The following is a 21,844-nucleotide window of genomic DNA, read 5'->3' on the forward strand; positions in this document are numbered from 1 at the left end:
TAGACGTCTCGTGGAATGGAAAGAGGATAACCTGCGACGCACGCGCGCCTTCGGGCGATGTGTGGCGACGCTGGTTACTCTATTGAACGCCTGGTGTCGGCGGCTTATTCCGTGACGCGACGGTCTTTTTTTGCACCCATGCACGGGATGAAACGGGCATGGTCACGCGCCTGCGACGCGCGCCGGCAGCGGCAGAGGACGGGCGCGGGACGCCCGCTTCGGAGGGAGCGTGTGCGGCCTCTAGCGGCGCTGTCGTGTGCCGTTGCGCAGCAAGGCGGCGGGGATGGAAAGCGAGGCGTACGTGCTGCTGTCGCTGCCCGCATGGGCGGTTTCCGTGGCGACGAAGTTCGCCACGAGGCTCGCGGAACCCGGAGCGCCGAGGTTCCAGAACGCCGCATATTGCCCCCACGGCTGGGCGGTGCGGGCGGCTTCGCTGTCGCGCGGATGAACGTCCAGAGCGCGGCAGGCGCGAGCGGCGAGCGTTGCTTCGGCGTCGATCTCCACCGTCGAATCGCAGAGCTCGATCCGGTAGCCGTGCGCATACATGGTCCGCAATTGCACGCCCGAACTGCCGTTCAATTCCAGCTTCTTGCGCAGCTTGTAGATATGCTGTTCGAGCGTGCGGCCGACGATGTCCTCCGTGCTGCTCCAGATTGCGCCGGCAATCTGCCGCCGGCTCACATACTCGCCCGCTCGCGAGAACAGCAGCCACGCAATCGCAAACTCGCGCACCGTGAGACGCACGATGCGGTCGTTGACGAGCACCACGCCCGCACGCCGGTCGAGCTTGTAGGGACCCAGTGCGGCCGATTCTTCGGTGGGCGCGGCGGGCGTCGACTGGAAGCGGCGCAGTGCGAGAAAGGTACGCACGGCCAGTTCGCTGCGATCCACCGGCGACAGCACCACATCGTCGGCGCCCGCCTCGAAGGCGCGCTCGATGCTGTCGCGATCGGCGAAGGAGCCCACCACGATCAAGGGTGCTCGCCGGTCGCCATAACAGGCACGGCGGGCGAACACGGCGCGGGTCGAATCGATGCCGGTGGCCGCGTCGACGAGGATCGCGTGATAGTCCTCGCGATAGATCGCTCGCGACAACGCCACGTCGTCATGAAAACGGCAGCACTCGATCGTGTCGTCTCCAAAGCACTGGCATATCAGATTGAACAGATTGCTGTTGGTGGTCATCACGGCGAATTTCAACATGCCCTCCAGGACGGATACCAACGGTTGTGCTCCGAATGACGAACTGCACGACCCGAAAATTAAGACCCTTAAAATATCAGGGCTGTAACGAATTGTTTCCCCTTGAGGGTTGGCGGTTTACAGGTAAACATCGGTGTTTGAAGTCGCCTGAATTGTTACGACGAATAACGACGCAGATACCGGAAAGATGTCGTAAGTTATGTGCCTAAGCGGGCGCCCGGTATCAATTGCTGGCTTTCGCTCAAGGCCAGGTAAAAAGGCCGGAAATGGCCGTCAACACTCGGCGATGTATAGGTTCGCGCCACCTTTCAATGTCGCAAGGCGGATTAAGCTTTGTTGAGGATCGACTAAACAAATCGCAAGGCGCGGCTTCGCGTTTGCATGAGCTTTGTTGAATCTATGCGTGAAGGGCCTCTTTAAACTCGCTTTAAATCCCGCTTGATTCCCTTCACGCCTGACGATCCTGCTCTGAGCTGCCCATGTCCTTCCTGTTGAATGCGTGGTATGTCGCTGCCTTTGCGCACGAGGTGCGCGCCGATGCGCCGTTTGCGCGCACGCTGCTCGGGCGGCCGGTGGTGTTGTATCGCGATGCCGCGCAACGCGCGATCGCGCTCGACGATCGTTGCGCGCATCGCTTCGCGCCGCTTTCCAAAGGGCGCGTCGTTGACGGTGCGCTCGAATGTCCGTATCACGGCCTGCGCTTCGGCGCGTCCGGACAGTGCGTGCACAATCCGCACGGCGATGGGCGCGTGCCGGCCGGCGCACATGTGCGGACCTATCCGGCTATCGAGCGTTACGGCGCGGTCTGGTTCTGGCCGGGCGATCCGCAACGTGCCGATGCGTCGCTGCTGCCGTCGTTTCCATTTGTAGATCCCGACACGGCGCTTATGCAGGATGGCTATCTGCTCACGCGTGCTCACTACCAGTTGAGTGCCGACAACCTGCTCGATCTGAGTCACTTCCAGTTTCTGCATCCCGATACGTTGGGCAGCGAAGCGATTGCGCGCGGCGAGGTGCAGTCCGGCAGTCTCGGCGATACGGTCTGGGTGCGCCGGCTTGCGCACGACGAAGTGTTGCCGCCGTTCGTCGCGAATGGCTTTGGCATTCCGCCCGGCACGCGAGTCGACCGCTGGATGGATGTGCGCTGGACCCCACCTGGTCTGCTGTCGATCATGGTGGGCGTCACGCCGGCGGGCATGCCTCGCGAGGCGGGGCTGATCGCGCCGTCGGCGCATTGGCTCACGCCCGAGACCGAGCGGACCACGCACTATTTCTTTGCCTTCGGCTTGCCCAAGGAGATGGGCGAGGCGGGCCGCGAGCTGGTGCGGTATGCGGTGGATGGCTTGATGAAACCGTTCGAGCAGGAAGACCTGCCGATGCTCGAAGCGCAGCAACGCAATCTGGGCGACAACGATTTCTGGGCGCTGCAACCGGCCTTGCTGCCGCTCGACGCGGGCGCGATTCGCGCTCGCCGGGTGATGGAGCGATTGCTGGCGGAGGAGCGTGCGGCTGGTGTAGCCGGTGTGGCGCAGGGGCCGGTTAGTCAAATGCCTGGGCAGACGCCCGCGAGTGAGACAGCGGCGACGCAGACGGTGCCGGTCGAATCGCTGCGCCGTTCTTCGTGCGCGGCGGCGTAGTGGCGGCCGTCCTCGAGTCGCGCGTCGCGGCCGGATCGCTGAACGCGGTATGGGTGGAGGGTATTGCCGATGCGCTCAGCGCGGCGGGCGTGCGCCATGCCGTGCTGTGTCCAGGCGGACGGGCGAGCGCGATGTGCCTTGCTCTCGACGCGCATGCCGGCATCGCGGTCGAGCTGGTCAGCACCGACGAGCGCAGCGGCGCCTTCGCGGCGCTCGGCATGGCGAAGGCCACCGGCACGCCGGTGGCGATCGTCACGACTTCCGGTTCAGCAATGGCGAATGTTTTGCCGGCGCTGATCGAAGCCGATGCGTGCGATATTCCGCTCGTCGTGCTGACCTGCGACCGGCCGCGTGCTTTGCGCGGCGCAGGCTTCGGACAGATGGCCGATCATCTCGGCGCAACGCGTGCCTTCGTGCGGGCGCAGGCCGATCTCGACGATCCCTTTGATTCTGCGGCTGCGTTTGAGGCTGCACGTACGCTGTTAAACCGCGCGCTGGCCGCAATGCATGGCGTGTGCCGAAGCGATGTGGCGGTGCTGGCTTTACGCCCTTTACGCGTCGACGAGCATCCGTCTCCTGTGCGTGCGGCGCCTGGCCCGGTGCATGTGAATGTGCCGCTTGCCGGGGTCTACGACGCCACCGAAACTCATCCCGTCTCCGCCGATACGGTGATAGTCGCGCGCGAGCAGCGCGCGTTCGGGATTCCCGCAGCAGCGCTGCGCGAAGCTCAGGCGACGCCTGCTTCGATCGTCGGGCGTGTGATGGCGAGCGTGCGGGGCAGGCGGCGCGAGCGATCGATTGACGCTGGACTCGACGGTCTGATCGTCGTGGGACCGGAGCCGGGCGTATCGCTCGAGGCGATCTTCAGGTTCGCTACGGCGACGGGATTTCCGGTCCTCGCGGATGCCGGCAGCGGCCTGCGCGCGGGACCCGCGGCGCTGGCGCCGGCGCAGGCCGCTCGTGGTGCGCCGGGGGCGTTGATCGTCAATGCATTCGACGTGCTGGGCGGCAGTGCGCGTATGGCCGATGCTCGGCCGGACCTGATCGTCCGCTTTGGCCTCGCGCCGGTGCTGCCTTTGCTGCATACGTATCTCGAAGCGCTGGCCGATGTGCCCGCGATCAAGATCGCGCCGCATCGTGTGGCGCATGATTATCTGCATCAGGCGCTCGATCCGCGCGATGTGCTGGTTGCGCCCACAACGGTCGAGTTGGGTGAGATGGCGCGTGCGCTGGGTGACGCGGTGCGCGGGCATTTGACCGGTGCAGCAGCGGCGTCCGCTACGGTAGATGTATCGTGCCCGGTCGCTTTCGCGTGGCGCGACCGGTGGGCCAGCGTCGCCAGCTATGGTGCACGCGAGCGGCGCGCCTGTGTCGCGAAGCTCGGCTGGGGCGAAGTAGCGGCGGCTCATCAACTCTTCGCTGCAACGGGCTTTGGGTTTGTGCATATCGGCAACTCGATGTCGATGCGGCACGCCGATATCGGCTATGACGTCCGCGCTGAACCGCAGGACGTCTATGTCAATCGCGGCGTGAGCGGCATCGACGGCACGCTGTCCACGTTTATCGGCGAAGCGCTCGTGCGGCGCGATGCAGGTTTGCTTGTGCTAGGCGATCAGGCGGTGATTCACGATCTGTCGGCGTTAGCCAGTGCGCAACGGGTGACGACGCCCGCCTGCGTATGCGTGGTCGATAACGGTGGCGGGGCGATTTTCGACTTTTTGCCGATTGCGCAGTCGCCGGCGTATGGACGGACGATTCGCAATCCTTACCGGATCGATATTGCTGCGTTGGCGCAGGGTTTTGGATTGACGCATCGGCGTGTTGCAAGCCGTGAAGCGCTGCGCGACGCACTCGAAGCATCGCGCCAACACGCGGGCGTGACGATTGTCGAAATCGCCGTCGACGCTTTTTCCGGCATGGAGCAAATGCAGTTGCTCGCGCAAGCATTGGGAGCGGACTGATGTGGGAGATGGCTGAGGACCACGATCCGCTGCGCCGTTCGCTTGCCGCGCTGCAACGCTACGCTAGCGCGGCGGCGCCGGATGAAGTCTTCCTCGACGATATGCAGCAGCGGATCGATGCTTCGGCCAATTCGCAAGGGCACGGGCCCGTCCCAACCCACGCGCCACGCCTGCGCATTCTCCTGCTCGGCTACAGCGGCGCGGGCAACACTGGCGCCGATCTGCGCACCATCGAAACGATCGCACAACTGCAGCGCCTGCTGGCGCCACGCGAGCCCGACATCACGCTATTTGCGTTAGGCGACTGCTTCGACCATCCCGTACTGGCGACCACGCCAAAGCTCACGCCCGCGTTGCCCTACCTGCCGGATGCGCTCGACGCCGCGATTCGCGATGCCGATCTCGTCCTGAACGTCGAAGGCTCCACGTACACATCGAAGTTTTCCGATTCGCTTGCCGGCATCCTGATTGGCGGTGTGGCGCTGGCCGACGCGCATGGCCGGCCGGCCATCGCCTACGGCGTCGATAGCGGGACGATGAGCGCGGCGCTCACGCGCTTCGTCACGCGCAACGCGGCGCGCGGCCAGATCCTCTGCCGCAATGAGACCGCTCGCGCGCACCTCGCGCCCCTTGACGTGCAGGCGCAGCTCGGCGCAGACACCGCATGGACCTATCGCGCGCCCCACAGCGCGCGTGCAGCCGCACGCGGTTCGCGCATCGCTGCGCTATGCCCTAACAACCCGTTCTGGTGGCCGGTCGTCGCGGATGCGGCGCGCGCGCGCCTGCTCGATGCGCGGCGCGAAGTCTCGCCGTTTCGCTACGGGCCGTTGCATTTCCACAGTTGGGATGACACGCGCACCGCAGCGTACGACGCCTACCTCGCGCGTTTCGCCGACATCGCCGAAGGGCTGCGGCAGCAGGGCTACACCCCTGTGCTGGTCGGCATGGAACAGCTCGATCGTGCAGCGTGCGCCGATCTGGCGGCACGTTTGCCGTTCCCGGTAGAGATTGTCGCGCGGGGCGCCGAGCGGCTAGACGAAGTTGCGGCTACGGTCGCCCAGGCGGCCTGCGTCGTGACGACGCGATATCATGCCGCCGTGCTGGCGATGTCGCATGGTGTGCCGGTGTTCGGCCTGTCGATGGATCCGCGGATCGACCGCCTGTTAGCCGAGGCGGGATGTGCTCAATGGCGCGCGGCCTGCGATGCGGAAGACAGCACGCAAGCGGCGCTGGCGCAACTTGGCATGCTTGAGGCGCCGCACGTTCGGGCTGAGCTGATCGCATGTTACGACCGCTATGCCGACGCGCAGCGGTCGCGTTTCGAGGAGATGGGCCGACAGGTTTTGGGGGCGCTGGGGCTTTGAGCGTTGCCGCCGTGGCTCCGTTTCGGTCGTAGGGCGCCGTCCCGACGTGAAGTCAATGCAACTCGGGCACGACTCAAACCCGTCCTCACCACGCCAGCATCGTTTCCCGCTGTGCTTCGGCTTTGCGCGCCTGCGTAGCCGCCTCGCCAGCAAACACCGGCATCACCTTCTCCGCAAACCTGCGCATCGACGCCATCACCTGTTCATGCGGCAACGCGCCGAACCAGAAGCTCGCGCTGAAATAATCGCAGCCCAGTCCGTTCTGAATGCGTCGCAACTGGTGGATGCATTCATCTGCCGTACCCACCACCAGAAAATCGTCCCGCAGCGCCTGTTCCGACGGTTCATCGGCAAACGGTTGAGCCGGCACCACGCCGTCGACGACATCACCCATGTCATGCCGCAAGCGCAGCGTGGCGCGGCCGTTCCAGCGCGCCTGCTCCACCGCTTCACTGGCCTCGGCCTCGCTTTGCGCGACATACACCGGCCGCTGCGTGCCGATGCGCACCGAGGCCAGCGCCTGCGCCAGATCTGGATACTGACGGCGCACATTAGTCAGCTTCGAGATCGGTTCGAGCACGCCCGTAAACAGATTCGCACGCCGCTGCACGGCCTTCTCAACCGAGGCGCGGCGGCTCGAATTGACCACCAGCCAGAGCGGCATGGCGGCCTGCAGCGGCTGCGGCACGAGCGCAGTGCGTGCAATCCTGAAGTGTTCGCCGCTGTACGAGAACACCGGTTCGCGCAGCGCCTGCAGCAGCACGTCGATGGCTTCGTCGTCACGCGTGGGCGTTTTGCCCTTGACGAGCTGAAAGCGCTCGTACTGATAAGCCTGATAGCCGCTGCCGAGACCGACTTCGACGCGCCCGCCGCTCAGCACGTCGAGTGTCGCGAGTTCTTCGGCGACCACGAGCGGGTGATGCAGCGGCACCGGAATGATCGCCGGCCCAAGCCGCAGATGCTGCGTGCGAGCGGCAATGTGCGTCAACAGCAGTAGCGGCCGCGACGAGTGCGAATAGTTGGTGAAATGATGTTCGGCGAGCCACAGGTGGCTGTAGCCGAGGCGGTCGGCGGCTTCGGCCATCTCGAGCGCGCGCCGGTACGACTCGGCAGCGGGTCGTGGTTCGGGCGCGGGCATGGTGAGGAACAGGCCGAACTGCATCGGTTGCATCGTCGACTCCTGTGGGGAAGGCCTGATCAAAGCCCGGTCGAATCCGTCGACGAAGCGATCGGCGCCACGCCCTTGGGACGGTAGAACATATAGGTGGCCGCATACGGCACCAGCAGCCGCGAACCCTCGAGTTCGCAGCCCGGTTGCGGCGGCAGGCCGCCCGACGTGTCGATGCGCTGAATCGAACTGATGTCCGCGAAACGGCCCGAGCCGGGACGCGGCGCGGCGTCGTAGCCCGCCGTGTAGCGCGCCCAGGTCAGCGCATTGGCGCCCACCTGGCTCTCGGCCGAGGTGGCGGCCTTCACATAGCTGCCGTCATAGGAGAGAAAGTAGTGCCCCGGCGCGACCGTGCCGACGCTTTCGCCGCCGGCATCCACGAGGATCGCTTCGGAGCCGAAGGGCGCCCAGAGCAACTGGGTCGGATCGCTACGCACGCCGGATGTCGTGGCGCGGGAGGTTTTCGCCGCGCTCAGCGCACCGAGCGGGTCCGCCGGGACCGGCGTCCTGCGGCAGATGTAGGTCTCGTCGCCGTGGGTGGTCATGACTTCCTGCAGCACCTCGTCCTGGCTCGCGCGCAACGCGACGGGCAGCGCTTCGTTGGCGGTCGGCGGCGGTTTGGGCGGCGTGGCGCAGCCGCCGAGCATCAGCAGAGCGCCAATACCCAGCACGGCGGTGAGCTCGCAAAGCAATCGGACGGGGCGCAGCGGAAGACCTGTCATCGGCGTATCGAAGGTAGCAAAAGTGAAGCGGGGACGGACGATGTTGCAATCACACCCGATCTTCGACTGCGTGCCTCCGCACAACCCGAAAGGCTGCACGGGAAAACGCACGAACCGGCCATGGTTCGCGTTCGCATGCCTGCGTTCGCAGATGGGTGGGCGAGGGCAGCCGCGCAGCGGATACTGTCCGTGGTCCGCTGGCGATACATCCGGCACCGCCCACCTTCGATGCGCATCACACGCTCGGTTTGCAGGCGGCAAGCGTCTGCGACGTAGCGCGCCACTTCCTTACCATGGCCTCGCGGCTCTGCAACCGTCGATGGAACCGAACCTGACCGACTCCGCATCCCTGATCGATCCTGAGCGGCGCGACATAGCGCCCTTGGGTCGCACCGATCTCTCGTCCACATGGCTCGCGCTGATCCGCAAGTACATTCGCGGCGAGCCTGACGACGGCGCATTCACCGGGGCTCACACGCCCAACGTCACTCCGGTTACGGCAGCGGAATGCGCGGCCCGTCTGGCCGATGCAGACCGCGTGTTTGCCCAGTGGCTCGCGCCGTTGGGGCGCTCGGCGGCGCAGGTGGCGGGCATCGAGCCGGCGCGGATTGCGGTAGCGCTCAATCACATGCATCACGAGTCGCGCCGGCTGACGATGTGCGACGACGCCTTGCTCGACAACGTGGTTACGCTGGCGCGCGAGGTGATCGAGCGCCGCGTGCCGGGCGACTTTATCGAAGCGGGCGCATGGCGCGGCGGCGTGACGATCCTCATGCGCGCCGCCTTGACGGCTTTCGGCGACCTGCATCGCACGGTATGGGTGGCCGATTCGTTTGCCGGCCTGCCCGCGCCGGATCCGGCCAGCGATTTGCGCGATGCGATCTGGCATCACGTGATGCGCGCGGTCGGGTTGCTGCAGAGCGATCTCGATGGGGTACGCAGCGCATTTGCCCGCGCGGGCCTGCTCGACCGGCGCGTGCGTTTCCTGCCCGGCTGGTTCGCGGATACCTTGCCGGCCGCGCCGATCGAACGGCTCGCGCTGATGCGGCTCGACGGCGACTGGTACGACTCGACGCGCGATGCGCTGGAGGCGCTGTATCCGCGCTTGTCGCCGGGCGGCTTTGTGATTGTCGACGACTATGGCTTGCCCACCGGATGCGCGCGAGCCGTCGACGAATACCGCGAGCAACACGGCATCGACGCGCCGCTGGAGTGGGCCAATCAGCAGGCCGTGTATTGGCGTAAGCCGTTGTGAACGCGCCATCGCTGTCCCAGCTTGCCGCGCGGCTCGCCGAGCATTACGTGGCGCCGCCGCGAGCCGCGGTGCTCGACCTGATCGTCAGCGACGATGCTCAGGCCAGCCGCCGCTTTGTGCTTGGGCCGTCTATAGACATGAGCGCGTTGCCGGAGGACGGCGGCAAAAGCGCAGCGGCGGCGCGCATCACAGTCAGCGCCGCCATGCTTGCCGCGATCCTCTCGGATCCAACGGATTTCGACATCCGCAGTGCCGCGTCGCTCGCGCTGGGCGGTGTGCGGATCGAAGGCGCGCCGCAACTCGCGGCGTACTGGCTGCAATTGCTCAAGCGTCCGTCGCAGGAGGGGCGCGCCGCGCTGGCGCGTGCCCGTGAACGTGCGCCGCAGTGGCTCGACGCGGTGCCGGTGTTGGACGCGCGGCATGGTCACGATCGCTCGCTCGCTCGACTCATCGCCAGTGTCCTCGACAGCAGCATCCCGCTGCATTTGCGCCGCGTGCTGCGCTGGCCCGAGACCGCCTGGACGCTCGCCGATTGGCGTCAGCGTGAAGCGTCGACGGTGTTGCGCACGAATCCGGCGAACGGACGCCCGCAATGCATCGGCGAGTTTATCGACGCGCTCGACTCGCCCGCATCCCACGCCGTTACCGATTCGCCCTATACCGAAGGCTGCTTGCTGCCCGCCGGCTGGGAGGCGCGCTTTACGATGCCGGTGTTGCCCGCGTCCATGTTCGGTGCGGCGCAACTCTGGTTCGGCCGCCGTCGCGATCACGCGCTGGTCACGCGCCTGCATTGCGATCTGGCGAACTCGTTCCTCGCCCAGGTGCATGGCCGCAAGCGCGTCCGTCTATACAGCCCGTCGCAGGATGAAGCCGTCTATGCGCTCGATGCGTTCAATACGTACCGTCCGTGCCGCGTCGATGCAGCCGCGCCGGATCTCGCGCGTTTTCCGCTGTTTGCCAGGGCGCGTGGCGTCGATGTGACTCTTGAACCCGGCGATCTGCTGGTGATCCCCACCGGCTGGTTCCACTGTGTCTGGGCGCTCGATCACGTGCTGTCGATCAGCCGCTTCGTCAGCGACGCGCACGCGGCCGCGCTCGCTTCGCATGCGCACAACGCTGGCTTTCATCAGGCGAATCCGGGTAAGCTCGCGGATGTCTCGATCGTCCACCCGAACGACGTGAAAGGGTTGACCCAGTTCGGAGCGGCGATACAACAGGGCGGCCCACCGTCCGGCGGAGACGGCGTGCTGGAATGACACGCGCGGGGTCTGGTCCAGTCCATCTCATGCAAAGGATTGAATGAACGAGTCACGCACCCGCGGCGCTTATCCGCGCCCATTTCTGTTCCGCCCGGCGGCCGCGCTTGCCGTCCTGAGCTCGTTGACGTGCGCGACGCTCCCTGCGATAGCGCATGCCCAGGCGCCGGCTTCCGTGGCCAGCATCTGCGCCTCGCGCGCGAACAATGCGAAGCTGATTGCGCAGGACCGCGACGCCGGTGTCAGCGAAGCGCAGGAACGGCGCAAGACACAGGCCGTGGTCGAGGCGCTGCCGCCTGGGCGACAGGCTTATGCGCTGGCGGAGACGTCGTCGTTTATCGACGGCCTGTATGGCCGCTATGCGAAGCTTCCGCCGCAGGAGGTGTATACGAAGTATCTGGCTTACTGCGAAGGACAATCTTCGAATGGCGGGGCGGCTAAAACGCCGTGAGGCGGTGGCTTGATCTGGAGTCGGGACGAAGCAGCCATGCATGCCGTGTGCGTGCGATCCAACCTTCGCGCCCACACGGCCCGCCACGTCACATTCAGTTAGCCGCCAGCATCGAGATACCGGCGTCACCGTACAGCGTCTGCACGTTGTCGCCGGAAATATGTTTGGCCAGCGCCGACAGATCGGTTCCTTCGGGTTTGCCGATCAGCGCATAGCTGAGCTCGGCGTGCCGCCAGGTCACGACATTCATGCTGTCGATGTGCTGCTCGGCCACCGCGGCGTCGGGCTTGGCGTCCTTCATCACACATAGCGCGATCGGGGCACCTTGCTCGGGCAGATAGACGATCTGTACCAGTGGCTTGTCGTTAAAGCGCAACCGTTGCACGCGCTTGAAGGTCAACCCCGCCGCACTCAGATCGGGAATCCGCACATCCAGGCCGTCCTGATGCTGGATGGCGTCGACCGTTTGCGACGTGACCTCGGCATTGACCGGCACCTGCGCGATGGTATCGCGCGAATAGAGCTGCTGATAACCGGCTGCCGCCGCGACCCAGCTCGACGCATGAGGGTCGGCCGCCGCCAGCGTCGCTGTGGGCGTGGCGTTCGAACCCGCGCCCTGGCCCGGCAGGAACCGCATGCCGACGCCGTAGCAGAACACGCCCGCCACGAACGCCACCGCGAGCCACTGCGGGGCAATCCGCAGACGTGAGCGCACGGGAGCGGAGGGTGGGGCAAAGGCGCCGTGCGCGATGCTGGCGTCGTTGGCGCCTGGCGTGGCCGTGCGCTGCACATGGGCGCGCGCCATCGCCGCGACGGCCTCGGTCAGGCTGTCCGGCACCGGCGGCAATTTTTGTTGCGCGAAGGCTTCCGCGTAGGGCAAGCGCGCAGTCTGCAACTGCGCGACGAATTCTGCGGCATCGGGCGACACGGCGATCTCCTTTTCGACCTCGAGGCATTCCTCGGCGGATAGTTCGCCGTCCACGTATGCCATGAGCAGGATAGAGTCCATCTTCATGAGACCGGGTCCTTACTAGCAACTGCTACTTTCGTTCTCTGCGTGTCGCGCACCCCGAACAGCGCGCCGATGGTCTGGCGTGCGCGCGACAGGCGGCTCATCACGGTGCCGATCGGCACCTCGAGCACTTCGGCGGCTTCGATATAGCTGAGTCCTTCGACGGCCACCAGCAGCATCACCAGACGCTGCGCTTCCGGCAGCCGGCCGACCGCGCTGACAATCTGGTTATTGATCGCATTCTCTTCCGGCGTGCGCATGGCCGGATCGGCGACGGTTTCGAGCATGTCGTCGTCCCACTCCGTGCTCGAACGGTTGCGCCGGCTGCGGGCGCGCAACTCGTTGATCCAGGTGGAATGCACGATGGCAAACATCCAGCTCAATGCCGAGGTGTCGGGCTGCAGTTGATGCGCGCGTTCGAGCGCGCGCACGCAGGCCCGCTGCACCAGGTCTTCGGCATCGTGCCGGTCGCCCGAAATGCGCAAGGCGAACGCCCACAATCGCGGCAGCATGGCCGGGAGCAGGCTGGGTAAATCCGAACCGGTCATCGACATGGTTCCTTGCTGGGTGTCCGGTGTCTTTGGGGCGCCGCACGCAGCGCGGCTGGCGCTCTGGCGTGCGGTCCGCCGGATGGTGGCCGGCGTGGTGGCCCGGGTTAGCCTGGGCGGAGACCGGCAGATTCAGGCCGGCCCGCTTGCCTCGCCGCGGGCTAAATGGAATGCTCGCGCCAGGGCAATCTGCAGATTTTAGCGGCAAACCGCGGCTTGCGCTCCAACCCGCCGGAACCCGGGCACTTGCGGATTTCCCGTCGCCGGTCGAAGCGGTTAAAGTCCCGATGACGACTTCGCTATTCACGACGGGGGGACGGGTGACGCATCGAGTGCTTTCCTTGCGTCGGCGCTGGCGCAAAACCCGGCGCAAGTACGGCGCGGCGATTACGCAAATGGTCGGCAGCCATCCGATCCTCGCCGGCATGGCGGGGACCGCGGTGGCGGTGGCCATGGCAAGCCTGACCTTTGTGACGCTCTACGATGGCCGGGCCGACGCGCTCAGGCACGCGCACGAGACCTCGGAGAACCTGGTGTCGCTGATCTCCAGCGACCTGGCGCGCAACGTCGAGATCTACGACCTGTCGCTGCAGTCGATGGTCGACAGCGCGCAAAATCCGGCCACCTGGCGCCTGCCGGGCGACCTGCGCCAATCGGTCCTGTTCGACCGGGCGACCACCGCCGCCTTTCTGGGCGGCGCCTATGTGCTTGACGTCCACGGCCAGGTGCTGGCGTCCCAGAACGGCGAACTCAATCCCGCCGTGCGGCTCGACGACCGCGACTATTTCGTCGTGCAACAGCGCAATCCTTCCGTCGGCCTGTTCGTGTCGCATCCGTTTCGCTCGCGGCTGCGCGAGGGCAACGTCTCGATCGGTCTGACCCGGCGCATCAATACGCCGGCCGGCGACTTCGCAGGCGTCGCGCTGCTGGCGATCCGGATGGAGTATTTTCAGCGCCTGCTCGACAGGATCAATATCGGCAACGAGGGGTCCGTTTTCATTGCCCTCGACGACGGCACGTTGCTCGCCCGCAAGCCGTTCTCGCCCGAGGCGATCGGCACGAGCATCGCGAAGTCGCCAACCTTCATGATCATGGCGTCGCATGCCGAAGGGGCGTATTCGGCGAACTCCGCCGTCGACGGCGTGCCGCGCATCTTCACCTATGCCCACGTGCCGTCCACGCCGTTGATCGCCGTGGTGGCGCCGGCGGTTAGCGATGTGTTCGCCGAATGGCGGCGGCGCAGCCTCGTGGCCGGCGGCCTGACGCTGGCGTTGGGCACCGTGTTTGTCGTGGTGGCGTGGCTGCTTGCCTTCACGCTGCAGGACAAGGTGGCGGCCCAGGCGGAACTGGTCCGGCTCGCCGCGACGGACCCGCTGACCGGCCTGAGCAATCGCCGCATTCTGGACAGCCGGCTCGACGAAGAGTGGCTGCGCGCGCGGCGCAACGGCAGCCCGATGTCGGTGCTGTTCGTGGACGTCGATTACTTCAAGGGCTTTAACGACACCTACGGCCACGCCGCCGGCGACGAAGTACTGGCGGCGGTTGCCGAGTGTATCGACTCGGTGGTGAGGCGGCCGGTGGATCTGGTTGCGCGCTACGGCGGCGAGGAGTTCGCCGTGGTGTTGCCCGATACTGCGGCGGACGGGGCTGCGGCGGTCGCCGAAAAGATCCGCAGAAAGGTACAGGGCATGAGCCTGTTTTATGGCGAGAGCGAACACGGCAGCGTGACGGTCAGCGTGGGCTGTGCCACCTGCTTGCCGGTGCAGGGCGGCAGTGCGTCGGAGTTGATGGCGGCGGCGGATGCGCAGCTCTATGCGGCGAAATCGGCGGGGCGGAACCGGGTGAAGTCGGCGGTGTGAGGGGGATGGGGCGGATGCCGTGTGTTTGCGCACGGGAGACCCATGGGATCGGCAGGCGGCACTGCCAGATCGAGTTGCGTCCGCCTTTCTCAAGTCCGTCGGGTATCCGGCCGATAAACGGCAAAGAGACGAACGACCGTCACGCCGCAACGCGCATATGCATGCTGTATGCGTATTGACTGACCACCCACACTCATCGACCCCAATCCATGCGCTTTCTGGACCGCTTTCGCAAACCATCCGAGCAGAAATTTGCCGAGCTGTTCATCACAGGCTTACGCGCGTCAGGCGATACGCGCTCGTGGGCGTACGACAAGAGCCAGAACCGGCTCGTGCCGACGACGTCCGGCAACGGCGAAGGCTTCAACTTCATCAATCTGCCCAACATGTACCGGGAGTATCTGCAGGCGAGGCCGGCAGAGCGCAAGGACGTCCTCAAGCGTCAAACCGGCGGCATGATCCGGCATGCCATGCCCGCGCTGTTTGCCGACGCGCGGGCTCGCCTGCGGCCGGTGATCCGCAGCGCCACCGAGCGCGGCGTGACCTACCTGCAGACCCAGGGCAGTTCATCGCGGTTCGACATTGCGTTCCGGCCGCTGTGCGAGAACCTGGAAATCGGCGTGGCCTACGACGGCGATTTGAACATCATGAGGCTCACGCAAGCCAAACTGAGGGAGTGGAACACGACGTTCGACGAGGCTTACGACATCGCGCTCGACAATCTGCGGGGCGAATCGTCGAAGCCGTTCGTGGCATTGAGAGACGGTGTCCTCGCTTCCCAATTCGGCGACCACTACGACGCCGCGCGTCTGTTGCTGCCCGATCTGCTGCACAGACAGAATATTTCCGGGGCGCCGGTGGTGATGGCGCCGAACCGCACCGTCCTGCTTTTGACCGGCGACCGGAACACCGCGGGCCTCGCCACGATGGTGCAGATCGCGGAGGAGGCGCTTGCCCAGCCTCGCGCCCTGCCACCGTTGATGCTGCGATGGGACGGAGCCGTATGGCAACGCTTCGCGCCCGCGGAGCTCGAGCCGAAACTCAGCGAGCTTCGATTCAACGAGCTGGCCGGCGACTACCACGATCAGCAGAAGCTCCTGAACGACATGCATAGCCGGACGGGCCTCGATATTTTTGTCGCCCAGTACACCGTGGTTAAACGGCACGCCGGCGGGATATTCAGTCTCTGCGTATGGACCCAGGGTGTGCACGCGTTGCTGCCGGCGACGGACACGGTCGTGCTGTTCCGCCAGGAGCCGAAGCAGACCGCCTACGTGCCATGGTCCGAACTGGTCAAGGAGTGTGGGCATCTGCTGAAGCCCACTGACGATCTGCCCGTGCGCTATGAGGTCACGGCATTTCCCGACGAGCGGCTGTTCCGGTCGTGGTGTACGCGGTTCAGTCAGGCTTAGGCTGTCACACAGCCTCCAGGGATTCCCCTGACGCGCGGCGCTGTTCGCTTCGTTCGATCCGCATTTGTTATCGCACCTTCCAATACTCGAATTGTTCAGGTATCGGCCACGCCGTATATTGGCTGACACCAACACAACCATTACCGTGACGCGGCGCGAGCCCAGTCATGGAAGCGAGACAAGCGATGAACCGAATCGATCTGGAGGGACGTGCCGTTGTCATTACCGGCGGCGCGCGCGGCATTGGCTATGCAGTGGCGCAACGCGCGCTGAACTCGGGCGCCTCGGTCGCGCTCTGGGATGTCGACGCAGAGCGCCTCGAGCGCAGCCAGCGCGAGCTGGTGGAACTGGGCAAGGTGTCGTCGGCGATCGTCGAACTGACGGATGAAACTTCGGTGGCCGATGCGGTCGCGCAAACCCTCGCCGCGCACGGCACGATCGACGTGCTGATCAACTGCGCGGGCATCACCGGCGGCAACGGCACCACGTGGGAACTGGAGCCGGACGTGTGGCGGCGCGTGATCGACGTGAATCTGATCGGGCCGTATCTGACCTGCCGCGCGGTCGTGCCGCAGATGCTCAAGCAGGGCTATGGCCGGATCGTCAATATCGCTTCGGTGGCCGGCAAGGAGGGCAATCCGAATGCGTCGCACTACAGCGCATCGAAGGCCGGCCTGATTGGGCTCACCAAATCGCTCGGCAAAGAACTCGCCACCAAAAACATCCTTGTCAATGCGGTGACGCCTGCGGCGGCTAAAACCGAGATCTTCGATTCGATGTCGCAGCAGCATATCGACTACATGCTCTCGAAGATTCCCATGAACCGTTTCCTGTTGCCCGAAGAGGCGGCCTCGCTGATCTTGTGGCTGGCGTCGGAAGACTGTGCGTTCAGCACGGGGTCGGTGTTCGATCTGTCCGGTGGGCGCGCGACTTACTGAGGCGGACATCAGCACAGACGGTCGGCAAAGGAGACGCCATGAATCCGGATTCGCCCGCTTCCCTCGAGGCGATCAACAGCAAGGTGATGCGGCGGCTATTGCCGTTTCTCCTGCTGATGTACGTGCTGGCCTTTCTCGATCGCGCCAATATCGGCTTCGCGCAAAAAGCGCTGCAGCACGATACCGGGTTGTCGAATGCCGCGTTTGCCTTCGGCGCCGGCGTGTTTTTCATTGGCTATGCATTGTTCGAAGTGCCAAGCAATCTGCTGCTGCATCGGGTCGGCGCCCGTGCGTGGATGTGCCGGATCATGGTGACGTGGGGGCTGGTGTCGGCTTCCCTGTGCTTTGCCCACACGCCCACGGCGTTCTACTCAGTGCGCTTTCTGCTCGGCGTCGCGGAAGCCGGTTTCTTTCCGGGCGTGATCTATTACCTCACCCACTGGTTTCCGCAGTCGGCCCGTGCGCGTGCGGTCGGTGTGTTCTATTTCGGCGCGCCGCTCGCGTTTATCTTCGGCAGTCCGCTCTCGGGTCTGCTGCTCGAATTGCACGGGACGGCGGGTCTGGCCGGCTGGCAGTGGCTGTTCCTGATCGAAGGCGGCATGGCGACCGCGGTCGGCGTGTGGGCCTTCTGGTATCTGGACAACCGTCCCGAAGACGCGCGCTGGCTCGATGACGCGCAACGCACCACCTTGCGCGCGGCACTCGACGCCAACGCCCGCGATGCCTCCGCCCACGGACCCCGCAACACGCTGGCTGCGCTGCTCGATCGCCGCGTGCTGGGTCTGTCGGCGATCTATCTGCTGATCCAGATGAGCGTGTACGGCGTGATCTTCTATCTGCCGCAACAGGTCGCCGCGTTGCTAGGCACCGCCGTGGGCCTGCGCGTCGGACTCGTCGCGGCCTTGCCGTGGCTGTGCGCGCTCGTGGTGACCTGGATCGTGCCGCGCCGCGCGGATCGTACCGGCGGGCATCGTCGCTGGGCCGTCGCGCTGCTGGTGCTCGCCGGACTCGGCATCGGCGTCTCCGGTCTCGCCCACAGTCCATTGCTGGGGCTCGCTGCGCTCTGTTGTGCCGCGAGCGGATTTATCGCCGCACAGCCGCTGTTCTGGACGTTTCCCACCCGCTATCTGACGGGCGCAGCGGCTGCGGGCGGCATTGCGCTGATCAACTCGCTCGGCGGCCTGGGCGGCTTTATCGCGCCGTCGCTGCGTACCGCGGCCGAACACACGTTTGCTTCGACCTCGGCGGGTCTGCTGGTGCTCGGCGCAGCGAGCCTGCTGGCGGCGCTGCTGATCGGCACGCTGTTTCGCCACGAGCGCGTCATCGCGGCGGACGCACTGACGCCGCTCATCCATCACTGAGACACCGCGCCCGCCACGCATCGACGGCCGCGCTTTACTGCACTAAAAACGGAGCCTTTCTTATGGCGATGCCTACTATCAAGCACGTGCGTGCCTTTATCGTCCGTGGCGGCGGCGCGGATTATCACGACCAGCCCGACGGTCACTGGATCGACGATCACATCTCGACGCCGATGGCGCGCTACCCGGAATACCGGCAAAGCCGCCAGTCGTTCGGCATCAATGTGCTGGGCACACTGGTGGTCGAGATCGAAGCGAGCGACGGCACCGTCGGCTTCGCGGTGACGACCGGCGGCGAGATCGGCGCGTTTATCGTCGAGAAGCATCTGGCGCGATTCCTCGAAGGCCAGCTCGTCACCGACATCGAGAAGATGTGGGATCAGATGTATTTCTCCACGCTCTATTATGGCCGCAAGGGCGTGGTGCTGAATACGATCTCCGGGGTCGATCTCGCCCTGTGGGATCTGCTCGCCAAGGTCCGCAAGGAGCCCGTGTATCAACTGCTGGGCGGTCCGGTGCGCGACGAACTGGTGTTCTACGCGACCGGCGCGCGGCCCGATCTGGCCAGGGAAATGGGCTTTATCGGCGGCAAGCTGCCTTTGCAACACGGCCCGGCTGAAGGAGAGGCGGGGCTCAAGAAGAACCTCGAGCGTCTCGCCGAGATGCGCAGCCGCGTCGGCGACGACTTCTGGCTGATGTACGACTGCTGGATGAGTCTCGACGTGCCGTATGCGACGCGTCTCGCGCAAGCGGCGCACGAGTACGGCCTGAAATGGATCGAAGAGGCGCTGCCGCCGGACGACTACTGGGGTTACGCCGAACTGCGCCGCAACGTGCCGCGCGGCATGATGGTCTCGACGGGTGAACACGAAGCGACGCGCTGGGGCTTTCGCATGCTGCTGGAAATGAACTGCTGCGATCTGATCCAGCCGGACGTTGGCTGGTGCGGCGGCATCACCGAACTGATCAAGATTTCCGCGCTGGCCGATGCGCACAATGTGATGGTGGTGCCGCACGGCTCGTCGGTGTACAGCTATCACTTCGTCGTCACGCGTCACAACTCGCCGTTCGCGGAGTTTCTGATGATGGCGCCGAAGGCCGATGAAGTGGTGCCGATGTTCACGCCTTTGCTGCTCGACGAACCGGTGCCAGTCAACGGCCGGATGAAGGTGCCGGACACACCGGGCTTCGGCGTGCGACTCAATCCGGAATGTGCGCTGGTGCGGCCGTATCCGCGTTAAGCGGTGAACTGAAGAGCGCGATGGCTCAATCGATCAAGGAGAAACAAGTGCTGCTCAAGGACAAGGTCGTGATCGTGACAGGCGGCTCGCGCGGCATTGGCCGGGCCATCGCCGTGGCTTGCGCACGCGACGGCGCCGACGTGGCGATCAACTACTGGGGCGATAACGACGCATCGTACGGACGCCGCTCCGCCGTCGAAGAAGTGCTGGCTGAAATCGAAGGGCTCGGGCGGCGGGCGATAGCGGTGGAAGGCAACGTCGCGGCGCGCGAGACCGGTGCGGAACTGGTGAAGCGTACGGTGGAGGCCTTCGGCAAGGTCGACGTGCTGGCGAGCAATGCAGGCATCTGTCCGTTCCATGCGTTTCTCGACATGCCACCCGAGGTGCTGGAGACGACTGTCGCGGTGAACCTGAACGGCGCCTTCTTCGTGACCCAGGCCGCGGCGCAGCAGATGAAAGCGCAAGGAACAGGCGGGGCGATTGTCGCGACCAGTTCGATTAGCGCGCTGGTGGGCGGCGGCATGCAGACGCATTACACGCCCACCAAGGCCGGTGTGCATTCGCTGATGCAATCGTGCGCGGTGGCGCTGGGGCCGTACGGGATTCGCTGCAACTCGGTGATGCCGGGCACCATCGCGACGGATCTGAACGCCGAGGATCTCGCCGACGAAGCGAAGAAAGCCTACTTCGAAAAACGCATTCCGTTAGGACGCCTGGGACGTCCCGAGGATGTCGCGGACTGCGTAGTATTCCTCGCCTCGGACCGGGCCCGCTATGTGACGGGCGCGGCGTTGCTGGTGGACGGCGGCCTGTTCGTCAACCTGCAGTGAACACGCGCGGCGCGGTGCGTGGATCGATGCGCGGCTCAATGAGCGGCTTAATGAGCCGAAAGTGGCACGGCATCGCCGGTGGCCGCGGCATGCGGTTGGACGGTGGCATCGCGGGCAAGCTGGTGCGAGACGCTGCGCAGCAGGTCGATGAAATGCAGCGCCGGTTCGGCGAGCGGTTCTTCCTTGCGCGTGAGGATGCCGAAACCCGCGAGGCTCTTGCCGATTTCGACCGGCAGCGCCACCAGCAGTTTGCCGCGCACGTGATCGCGCACCACGGACTCGGGCAGCATCGCCACGGCATCGTAGTTTTCAAGCAATTGCAGGGTCGCGAAGATCGACGCGCATTCGGTCAGGTTGACCGGCGTCGCGAGTCCCGCGCGGGCCAGTTCTTCTTCGAACAGCACGCGCGCCGGACTGGTAAGCGGTTGCGCGACCCAGGGCCAGTCGATCAGTTCGCGCAACGTGATGGAGGTGCGCTGCGCCAGCGGATGAGCGGTGCGCACCACCAGCAGCAAGGTCTCGCGCGCCAGCGGCTCGAAGCTGAAATCGTTGTGCTGGAGAGGATGGGTGAGCCGGCCGAGCGCCAGATCCACTTCGCGGCGGTGCAGCAACTGGACGACCTGATCGCTGGTTTCGCCGAGGATGCGCACATTCAGCAGCGGCCGCTCGGTCTTCAACGTCGCGACCGCCATGGCCAGCAGGTCGGGCGCGGCGCCCATGATGGCGCCGACGGTCAACTGGCCGTGTCCGCCCTTGCGCTTGACGTCGAGGTCTTCGGCGAAGCGGGTCAGTTCCGCCAGCGCGCGCCGCGCATAGGCGAGGGTGACGACACCGAGCGGCGTGGGCGTCATGCCGCGCGCATTGCGCTCGAAGAGCAGGAAGCCGAACGCTTCTTCGATATCTCCCAGCATGCGGGATGCGCTGGGCTGGGCGACGTTGACGGCGTCGGCGGCTTGATGAAGGTTGCGTGCATCGTCGAGCGCGACCAGCAGCGCCAGGTGCTTGAATTTGAGCCGGTTGACGAGGGCGACGGTAGCGGCGTTCTGGCTCATGGGGCTGATGCGGTGGGAAGGGCGGGTTGGCACGTGCGGTGGCCGATGCGAAGGCGGTCGTGCGATTCGGTTTCTGGATCGCCCAATCCCAACAACGGATTGAGATGCTATCGATCCAGGAATTATAGTCCGATCAGGCGCTTCACCCAGAAAGCGCTCCGACATACGAATCACAAGGACTGGAGACAGGCCGCCATGGAGACAATCGCTTTCCGGATGGTGCTCAACCCCGGCATGCGCGAGGAATACGAGCGCCGGCATCAGCAGATCTGGCCCGAGCTGGTTGATGCGCTGCATCAGGCCGGCGTGCGCGATTACCGCATCTTCTTCGACGCCGGGACCCATCACCTGTTCGCCATCCTGACGCGCACCGGCGATCATCACATGGACCGTTTGCCCGAGCTCGACGTCATGCGCAAATGGTGGGATTACATGGCCGACATCATGCAGACCGCCCCGGATCATACGCCGTTGCAGGAGGCGCTGGAGCCGGTGTTTCGTTTGCACGCGCCGGCTTGATCCGATCGACGCGAGGCTCATTGAAGCTGCACTGTGGTTGATTGAGGCTGATGCA

The 21,844-nt window shown here is 65.2% G+C and carries 19 protein-coding genes; 13 read left to right on the forward strand and 6 right to left on the reverse strand.

Features of this window, described 5'->3' with window-relative positions; translation table 11 throughout:
- Positions 1–240 precede the first annotated feature (240 nt).
- Positions 241–1,203, reverse strand: coding sequence for a response regulator transcription factor (locus BUS12_RS07410; RefSeq protein WP_074295076.1), 963 nt, complete (start codon positions 1,201–1,203; stop codon positions 241–243).
- 479 nt (positions 1,204–1,682) lie between these two features.
- Here BUS12_RS07410 and BUS12_RS07415 point away from each other — a divergent pair, with 479 nt between their 5' ends.
- From BUS12_RS07415 to BUS12_RS07425, 3 genes are read left to right on the forward strand one after another with little or no spacing between them, the layout of a single operon-like run.
- Positions 1,683–2,840: an aromatic ring-hydroxylating dioxygenase subunit alpha gene (locus BUS12_RS07415; RefSeq protein WP_074295078.1), complete on the forward strand. Its 1,158-nt coding sequence runs from the start codon at positions 1,683–1,685 to the stop codon at positions 2,838–2,840.
- Positions 2,840–4,801, forward strand: coding sequence for a 2-succinyl-5-enolpyruvyl-6-hydroxy-3-cyclohexene-1-carboxylic-acid synthase (gene menD / locus BUS12_RS07420; protein WP_143788279.1), 1,962 nt, complete (start codon positions 2,840–2,842; stop codon positions 4,799–4,801). The genes BUS12_RS07415 and menD overlap by 1 nt, the downstream gene beginning before the upstream one ends.
- Positions 4,801–6,165: a polysaccharide pyruvyl transferase family protein gene (locus tag BUS12_RS07425; protein WP_074295081.1), complete on the forward strand. Its 1,365-nt coding sequence runs from the start codon at positions 4,801–4,803 to the stop codon at positions 6,163–6,165. Before menD ends, BUS12_RS07425 begins: the two co-directional genes overlap by 1 nt.
- Positions 6,166–6,250: 85 nt before the next feature.
- On the opposite strand, the gene BUS12_RS07430 is transcribed toward BUS12_RS07425, so the two are convergent.
- Together BUS12_RS07430 and BUS12_RS07435 are read right to left on the reverse strand one after the other, a co-directional pair.
- The gene (locus tag BUS12_RS07430) at positions 6,251–7,336 is read right to left on the reverse strand and encodes an LLM class flavin-dependent oxidoreductase (protein WP_074295083.1); all 1,086 of its coding nucleotides are present in this window, start codon (positions 7,334–7,336) and stop codon (positions 6,251–6,253) included.
- A gap of 26 nt (positions 7,337–7,362) precedes the next feature.
- The gene (locus tag BUS12_RS07435; RefSeq protein ID WP_074295085.1) at positions 7,363–8,055 is read right to left on the reverse strand and encodes a DUF3455 domain-containing protein; all 693 of its coding nucleotides are present in this window, start codon (positions 8,053–8,055) and stop codon (positions 7,363–7,365) included.
- Positions 8,056–8,374: 319 nt separating this feature from the next.
- On the opposite strand from BUS12_RS07435, the gene BUS12_RS07440 reads away from it, so the two are divergent.
- Genes BUS12_RS07440 through BUS12_RS07450 form a run of 3 tightly spaced genes read left to right on the forward strand, consistent with a single transcriptional unit; the run spans position 8,375 to position 11,017 of the window.
- On the forward strand, positions 8,375–9,310 hold the full coding sequence (locus BUS12_RS07440; protein WP_074295087.1) for a TylF/MycF/NovP-related O-methyltransferase: 936 nt from the start codon (positions 8,375–8,377) through the stop codon (positions 9,308–9,310).
- On the forward strand, positions 9,307–10,566 hold the full coding sequence (locus BUS12_RS07445; protein WP_074295089.1) for a cupin-like domain-containing protein: 1,260 nt from the start codon (positions 9,307–9,309) through the stop codon (positions 10,564–10,566). Before BUS12_RS07440 ends, BUS12_RS07445 begins: the two co-directional genes overlap by 4 nt.
- Positions 10,567–10,609: 43 nt before the next feature.
- A complete protein-coding gene (locus BUS12_RS07450; RefSeq protein WP_074295091.1) occupies positions 10,610–11,017 on the forward strand; it encodes a hypothetical protein in 408 nt (135 codons plus the stop codon).
- Positions 11,018–11,111: 94 nt separating this feature from the next.
- Here BUS12_RS07450 and BUS12_RS07455 read toward each other — a convergent pair whose 3' ends face one another.
- Positions 11,112–12,032 carry an anti-sigma factor family protein gene (locus BUS12_RS07455; protein WP_074295093.1) on the reverse strand — a complete coding sequence of 307 codons (921 nt, stop codon included), beginning with the start codon at positions 12,030–12,032 and terminating at the stop codon, positions 11,112–11,114.
- Complete coding sequence (locus BUS12_RS07460) at positions 12,029–12,577, reverse strand: RNA polymerase sigma factor (protein ID WP_074297227.1); 549 nt, start codon at positions 12,575–12,577, stop codon at positions 12,029–12,031. The genes BUS12_RS07455 and BUS12_RS07460 overlap by 4 nt, the downstream gene beginning before the upstream one ends.
- 287 nt (positions 12,578–12,864) lie before the next feature.
- Here BUS12_RS07460 and BUS12_RS07465 point away from each other — a divergent pair, with 287 nt between their 5' ends.
- From BUS12_RS07465 to BUS12_RS07490, 6 genes are all read left to right on the forward strand, one after another.
- Positions 12,865–14,436 carry a sensor domain-containing diguanylate cyclase gene (locus BUS12_RS07465; RefSeq protein ID WP_074295095.1) on the forward strand — a complete coding sequence of 524 codons (1,572 nt, stop codon included), beginning with the start codon at positions 12,865–12,867 and terminating at the stop codon, positions 14,434–14,436.
- Positions 14,437–14,645: 209 nt separating this feature from the next.
- Positions 14,646–15,848, forward strand: coding sequence for a DUF1444 domain-containing protein (locus BUS12_RS07470; RefSeq protein ID WP_074295097.1), 1,203 nt, complete (start codon positions 14,646–14,648; stop codon positions 15,846–15,848).
- A 185-nt stretch (positions 15,849–16,033) separates the two neighbouring features.
- Positions 16,034–16,786 carry an SDR family NAD(P)-dependent oxidoreductase gene (locus tag BUS12_RS07475; protein ID WP_074295099.1) on the forward strand — a complete coding sequence of 251 codons (753 nt, stop codon included), beginning with the start codon at positions 16,034–16,036 and terminating at the stop codon, positions 16,784–16,786.
- 38 nt (positions 16,787–16,824) lie between these two features.
- The gene (locus BUS12_RS07480; protein ID WP_074295101.1) at positions 16,825–18,147 is read left to right on the forward strand and encodes an MFS transporter; all 1,323 of its coding nucleotides are present in this window, start codon (positions 16,825–16,827) and stop codon (positions 18,145–18,147) included.
- A gap of 62 nt (positions 18,148–18,209) precedes the next feature.
- The gene (rhmD, locus tag BUS12_RS07485) at positions 18,210–19,388 is read left to right on the forward strand and encodes an L-rhamnonate dehydratase (protein WP_074295103.1); all 1,179 of its coding nucleotides are present in this window, start codon (positions 18,210–18,212) and stop codon (positions 19,386–19,388) included.
- Between the two features lie 47 nt (positions 19,389–19,435).
- Entirely contained in the window at positions 19,436–20,218 is a 783-nt protein-coding gene (locus BUS12_RS07490) for an L-rhamnose 1-dehydrogenase Lra1 (RefSeq protein WP_074297229.1), read from the forward strand.
- Positions 20,219–20,265: 47 nt separating this feature from the next.
- On the opposite strand, the gene BUS12_RS07495 is transcribed toward BUS12_RS07490, so the two are convergent.
- The gene (locus BUS12_RS07495; RefSeq protein WP_074295105.1) at positions 20,266–21,270 is read right to left on the reverse strand and encodes a LysR family transcriptional regulator; all 1,005 of its coding nucleotides are present in this window, start codon (positions 21,268–21,270) and stop codon (positions 20,266–20,268) included.
- A 195-nt stretch (positions 21,271–21,465) separates the two neighbouring features.
- Between BUS12_RS07495 and BUS12_RS07500 the strand changes: the two genes are divergently transcribed.
- Entirely contained in the window at positions 21,466–21,789 is a 324-nt protein-coding gene (locus tag BUS12_RS07500; protein WP_074295107.1) for an L-rhamnose mutarotase, read from the forward strand.
- Positions 21,790–21,844: the final 55 nt, after the last annotated feature.

Source organism: Paraburkholderia phenazinium (assembly GCF_900142845.1).
GTDB lineage: Bacteria > Pseudomonadota > Gammaproteobacteria > Burkholderiales > Burkholderiaceae > Paraburkholderia > Paraburkholderia phenazinium_A.

Coding starts and splice junctions, on each gene's coding strand:
- BUS12_RS07410 (WP_074295076.1), bottom strand. CDS start 1,203: ATGTTGAAATTCGCCGTGATGACCACCAACAGCAATCTGTTCAATCTG.
- BUS12_RS07415 (WP_074295078.1), top strand. CDS start 1,683: ATGTCCTTCCTGTTGAATGCGTGGTATGTCGCTGCCTTTGCGCACGAG.
- BUS12_RS07425 (WP_074295081.1), top strand. CDS start 4,801: ATGTGGGAGATGGCTGAGGACCACGATCCGCTGCGCCGTTCGCTTGCC.
- BUS12_RS07430 (WP_074295083.1), bottom strand. CDS start 7,336: ATGCAACCGATGCAGTTCGGCCTGTTCCTCACCATGCCCGCGCCCGAA.
- BUS12_RS07435 (WP_074295085.1), bottom strand. CDS start 8,055: ATGACAGGTCTTCCGCTGCGCCCCGTCCGATTGCTTTGCGAGCTCACC.
- BUS12_RS07440 (WP_074295087.1), top strand. CDS start 8,375: ATGGAACCGAACCTGACCGACTCCGCATCCCTGATCGATCCTGAGCGG.
- BUS12_RS07450 (WP_074295091.1), top strand. CDS start 10,610: ATGAACGAGTCACGCACCCGCGGCGCTTATCCGCGCCCATTTCTGTTC.
- BUS12_RS07455 (WP_074295093.1), bottom strand. CDS start 12,032: ATGAAGATGGACTCTATCCTGCTCATGGCATACGTGGACGGCGAACTA.
- BUS12_RS07460 (WP_074297227.1), bottom strand. CDS start 12,577: ATGACCGGTTCGGATTTACCCAGCCTGCTCCCGGCCATGCTGCCGCGA.
- BUS12_RS07465 (WP_074295095.1), top strand. CDS start 12,865: ATGACGACTTCGCTATTCACGACGGGGGGACGGGTGACGCATCGAGTG.
- BUS12_RS07470 (WP_074295097.1), top strand. CDS start 14,646: ATGCGCTTTCTGGACCGCTTTCGCAAACCATCCGAGCAGAAATTTGCC.
- BUS12_RS07475 (WP_074295099.1), top strand. CDS start 16,034: ATGAACCGAATCGATCTGGAGGGACGTGCCGTTGTCATTACCGGCGGC.
- BUS12_RS07480 (WP_074295101.1), top strand. CDS start 16,825: ATGAATCCGGATTCGCCCGCTTCCCTCGAGGCGATCAACAGCAAGGTG.
- rhmD (WP_074295103.1), top strand. CDS start 18,210: ATGGCGATGCCTACTATCAAGCACGTGCGTGCCTTTATCGTCCGTGGC.
- BUS12_RS07495 (WP_074295105.1), bottom strand. CDS start 21,270: ATGAGCCAGAACGCCGCTACCGTCGCCCTCGTCAACCGGCTCAAATTC.
- BUS12_RS07500 (WP_074295107.1), top strand. CDS start 21,466: ATGGAGACAATCGCTTTCCGGATGGTGCTCAACCCCGGCATGCGCGAG.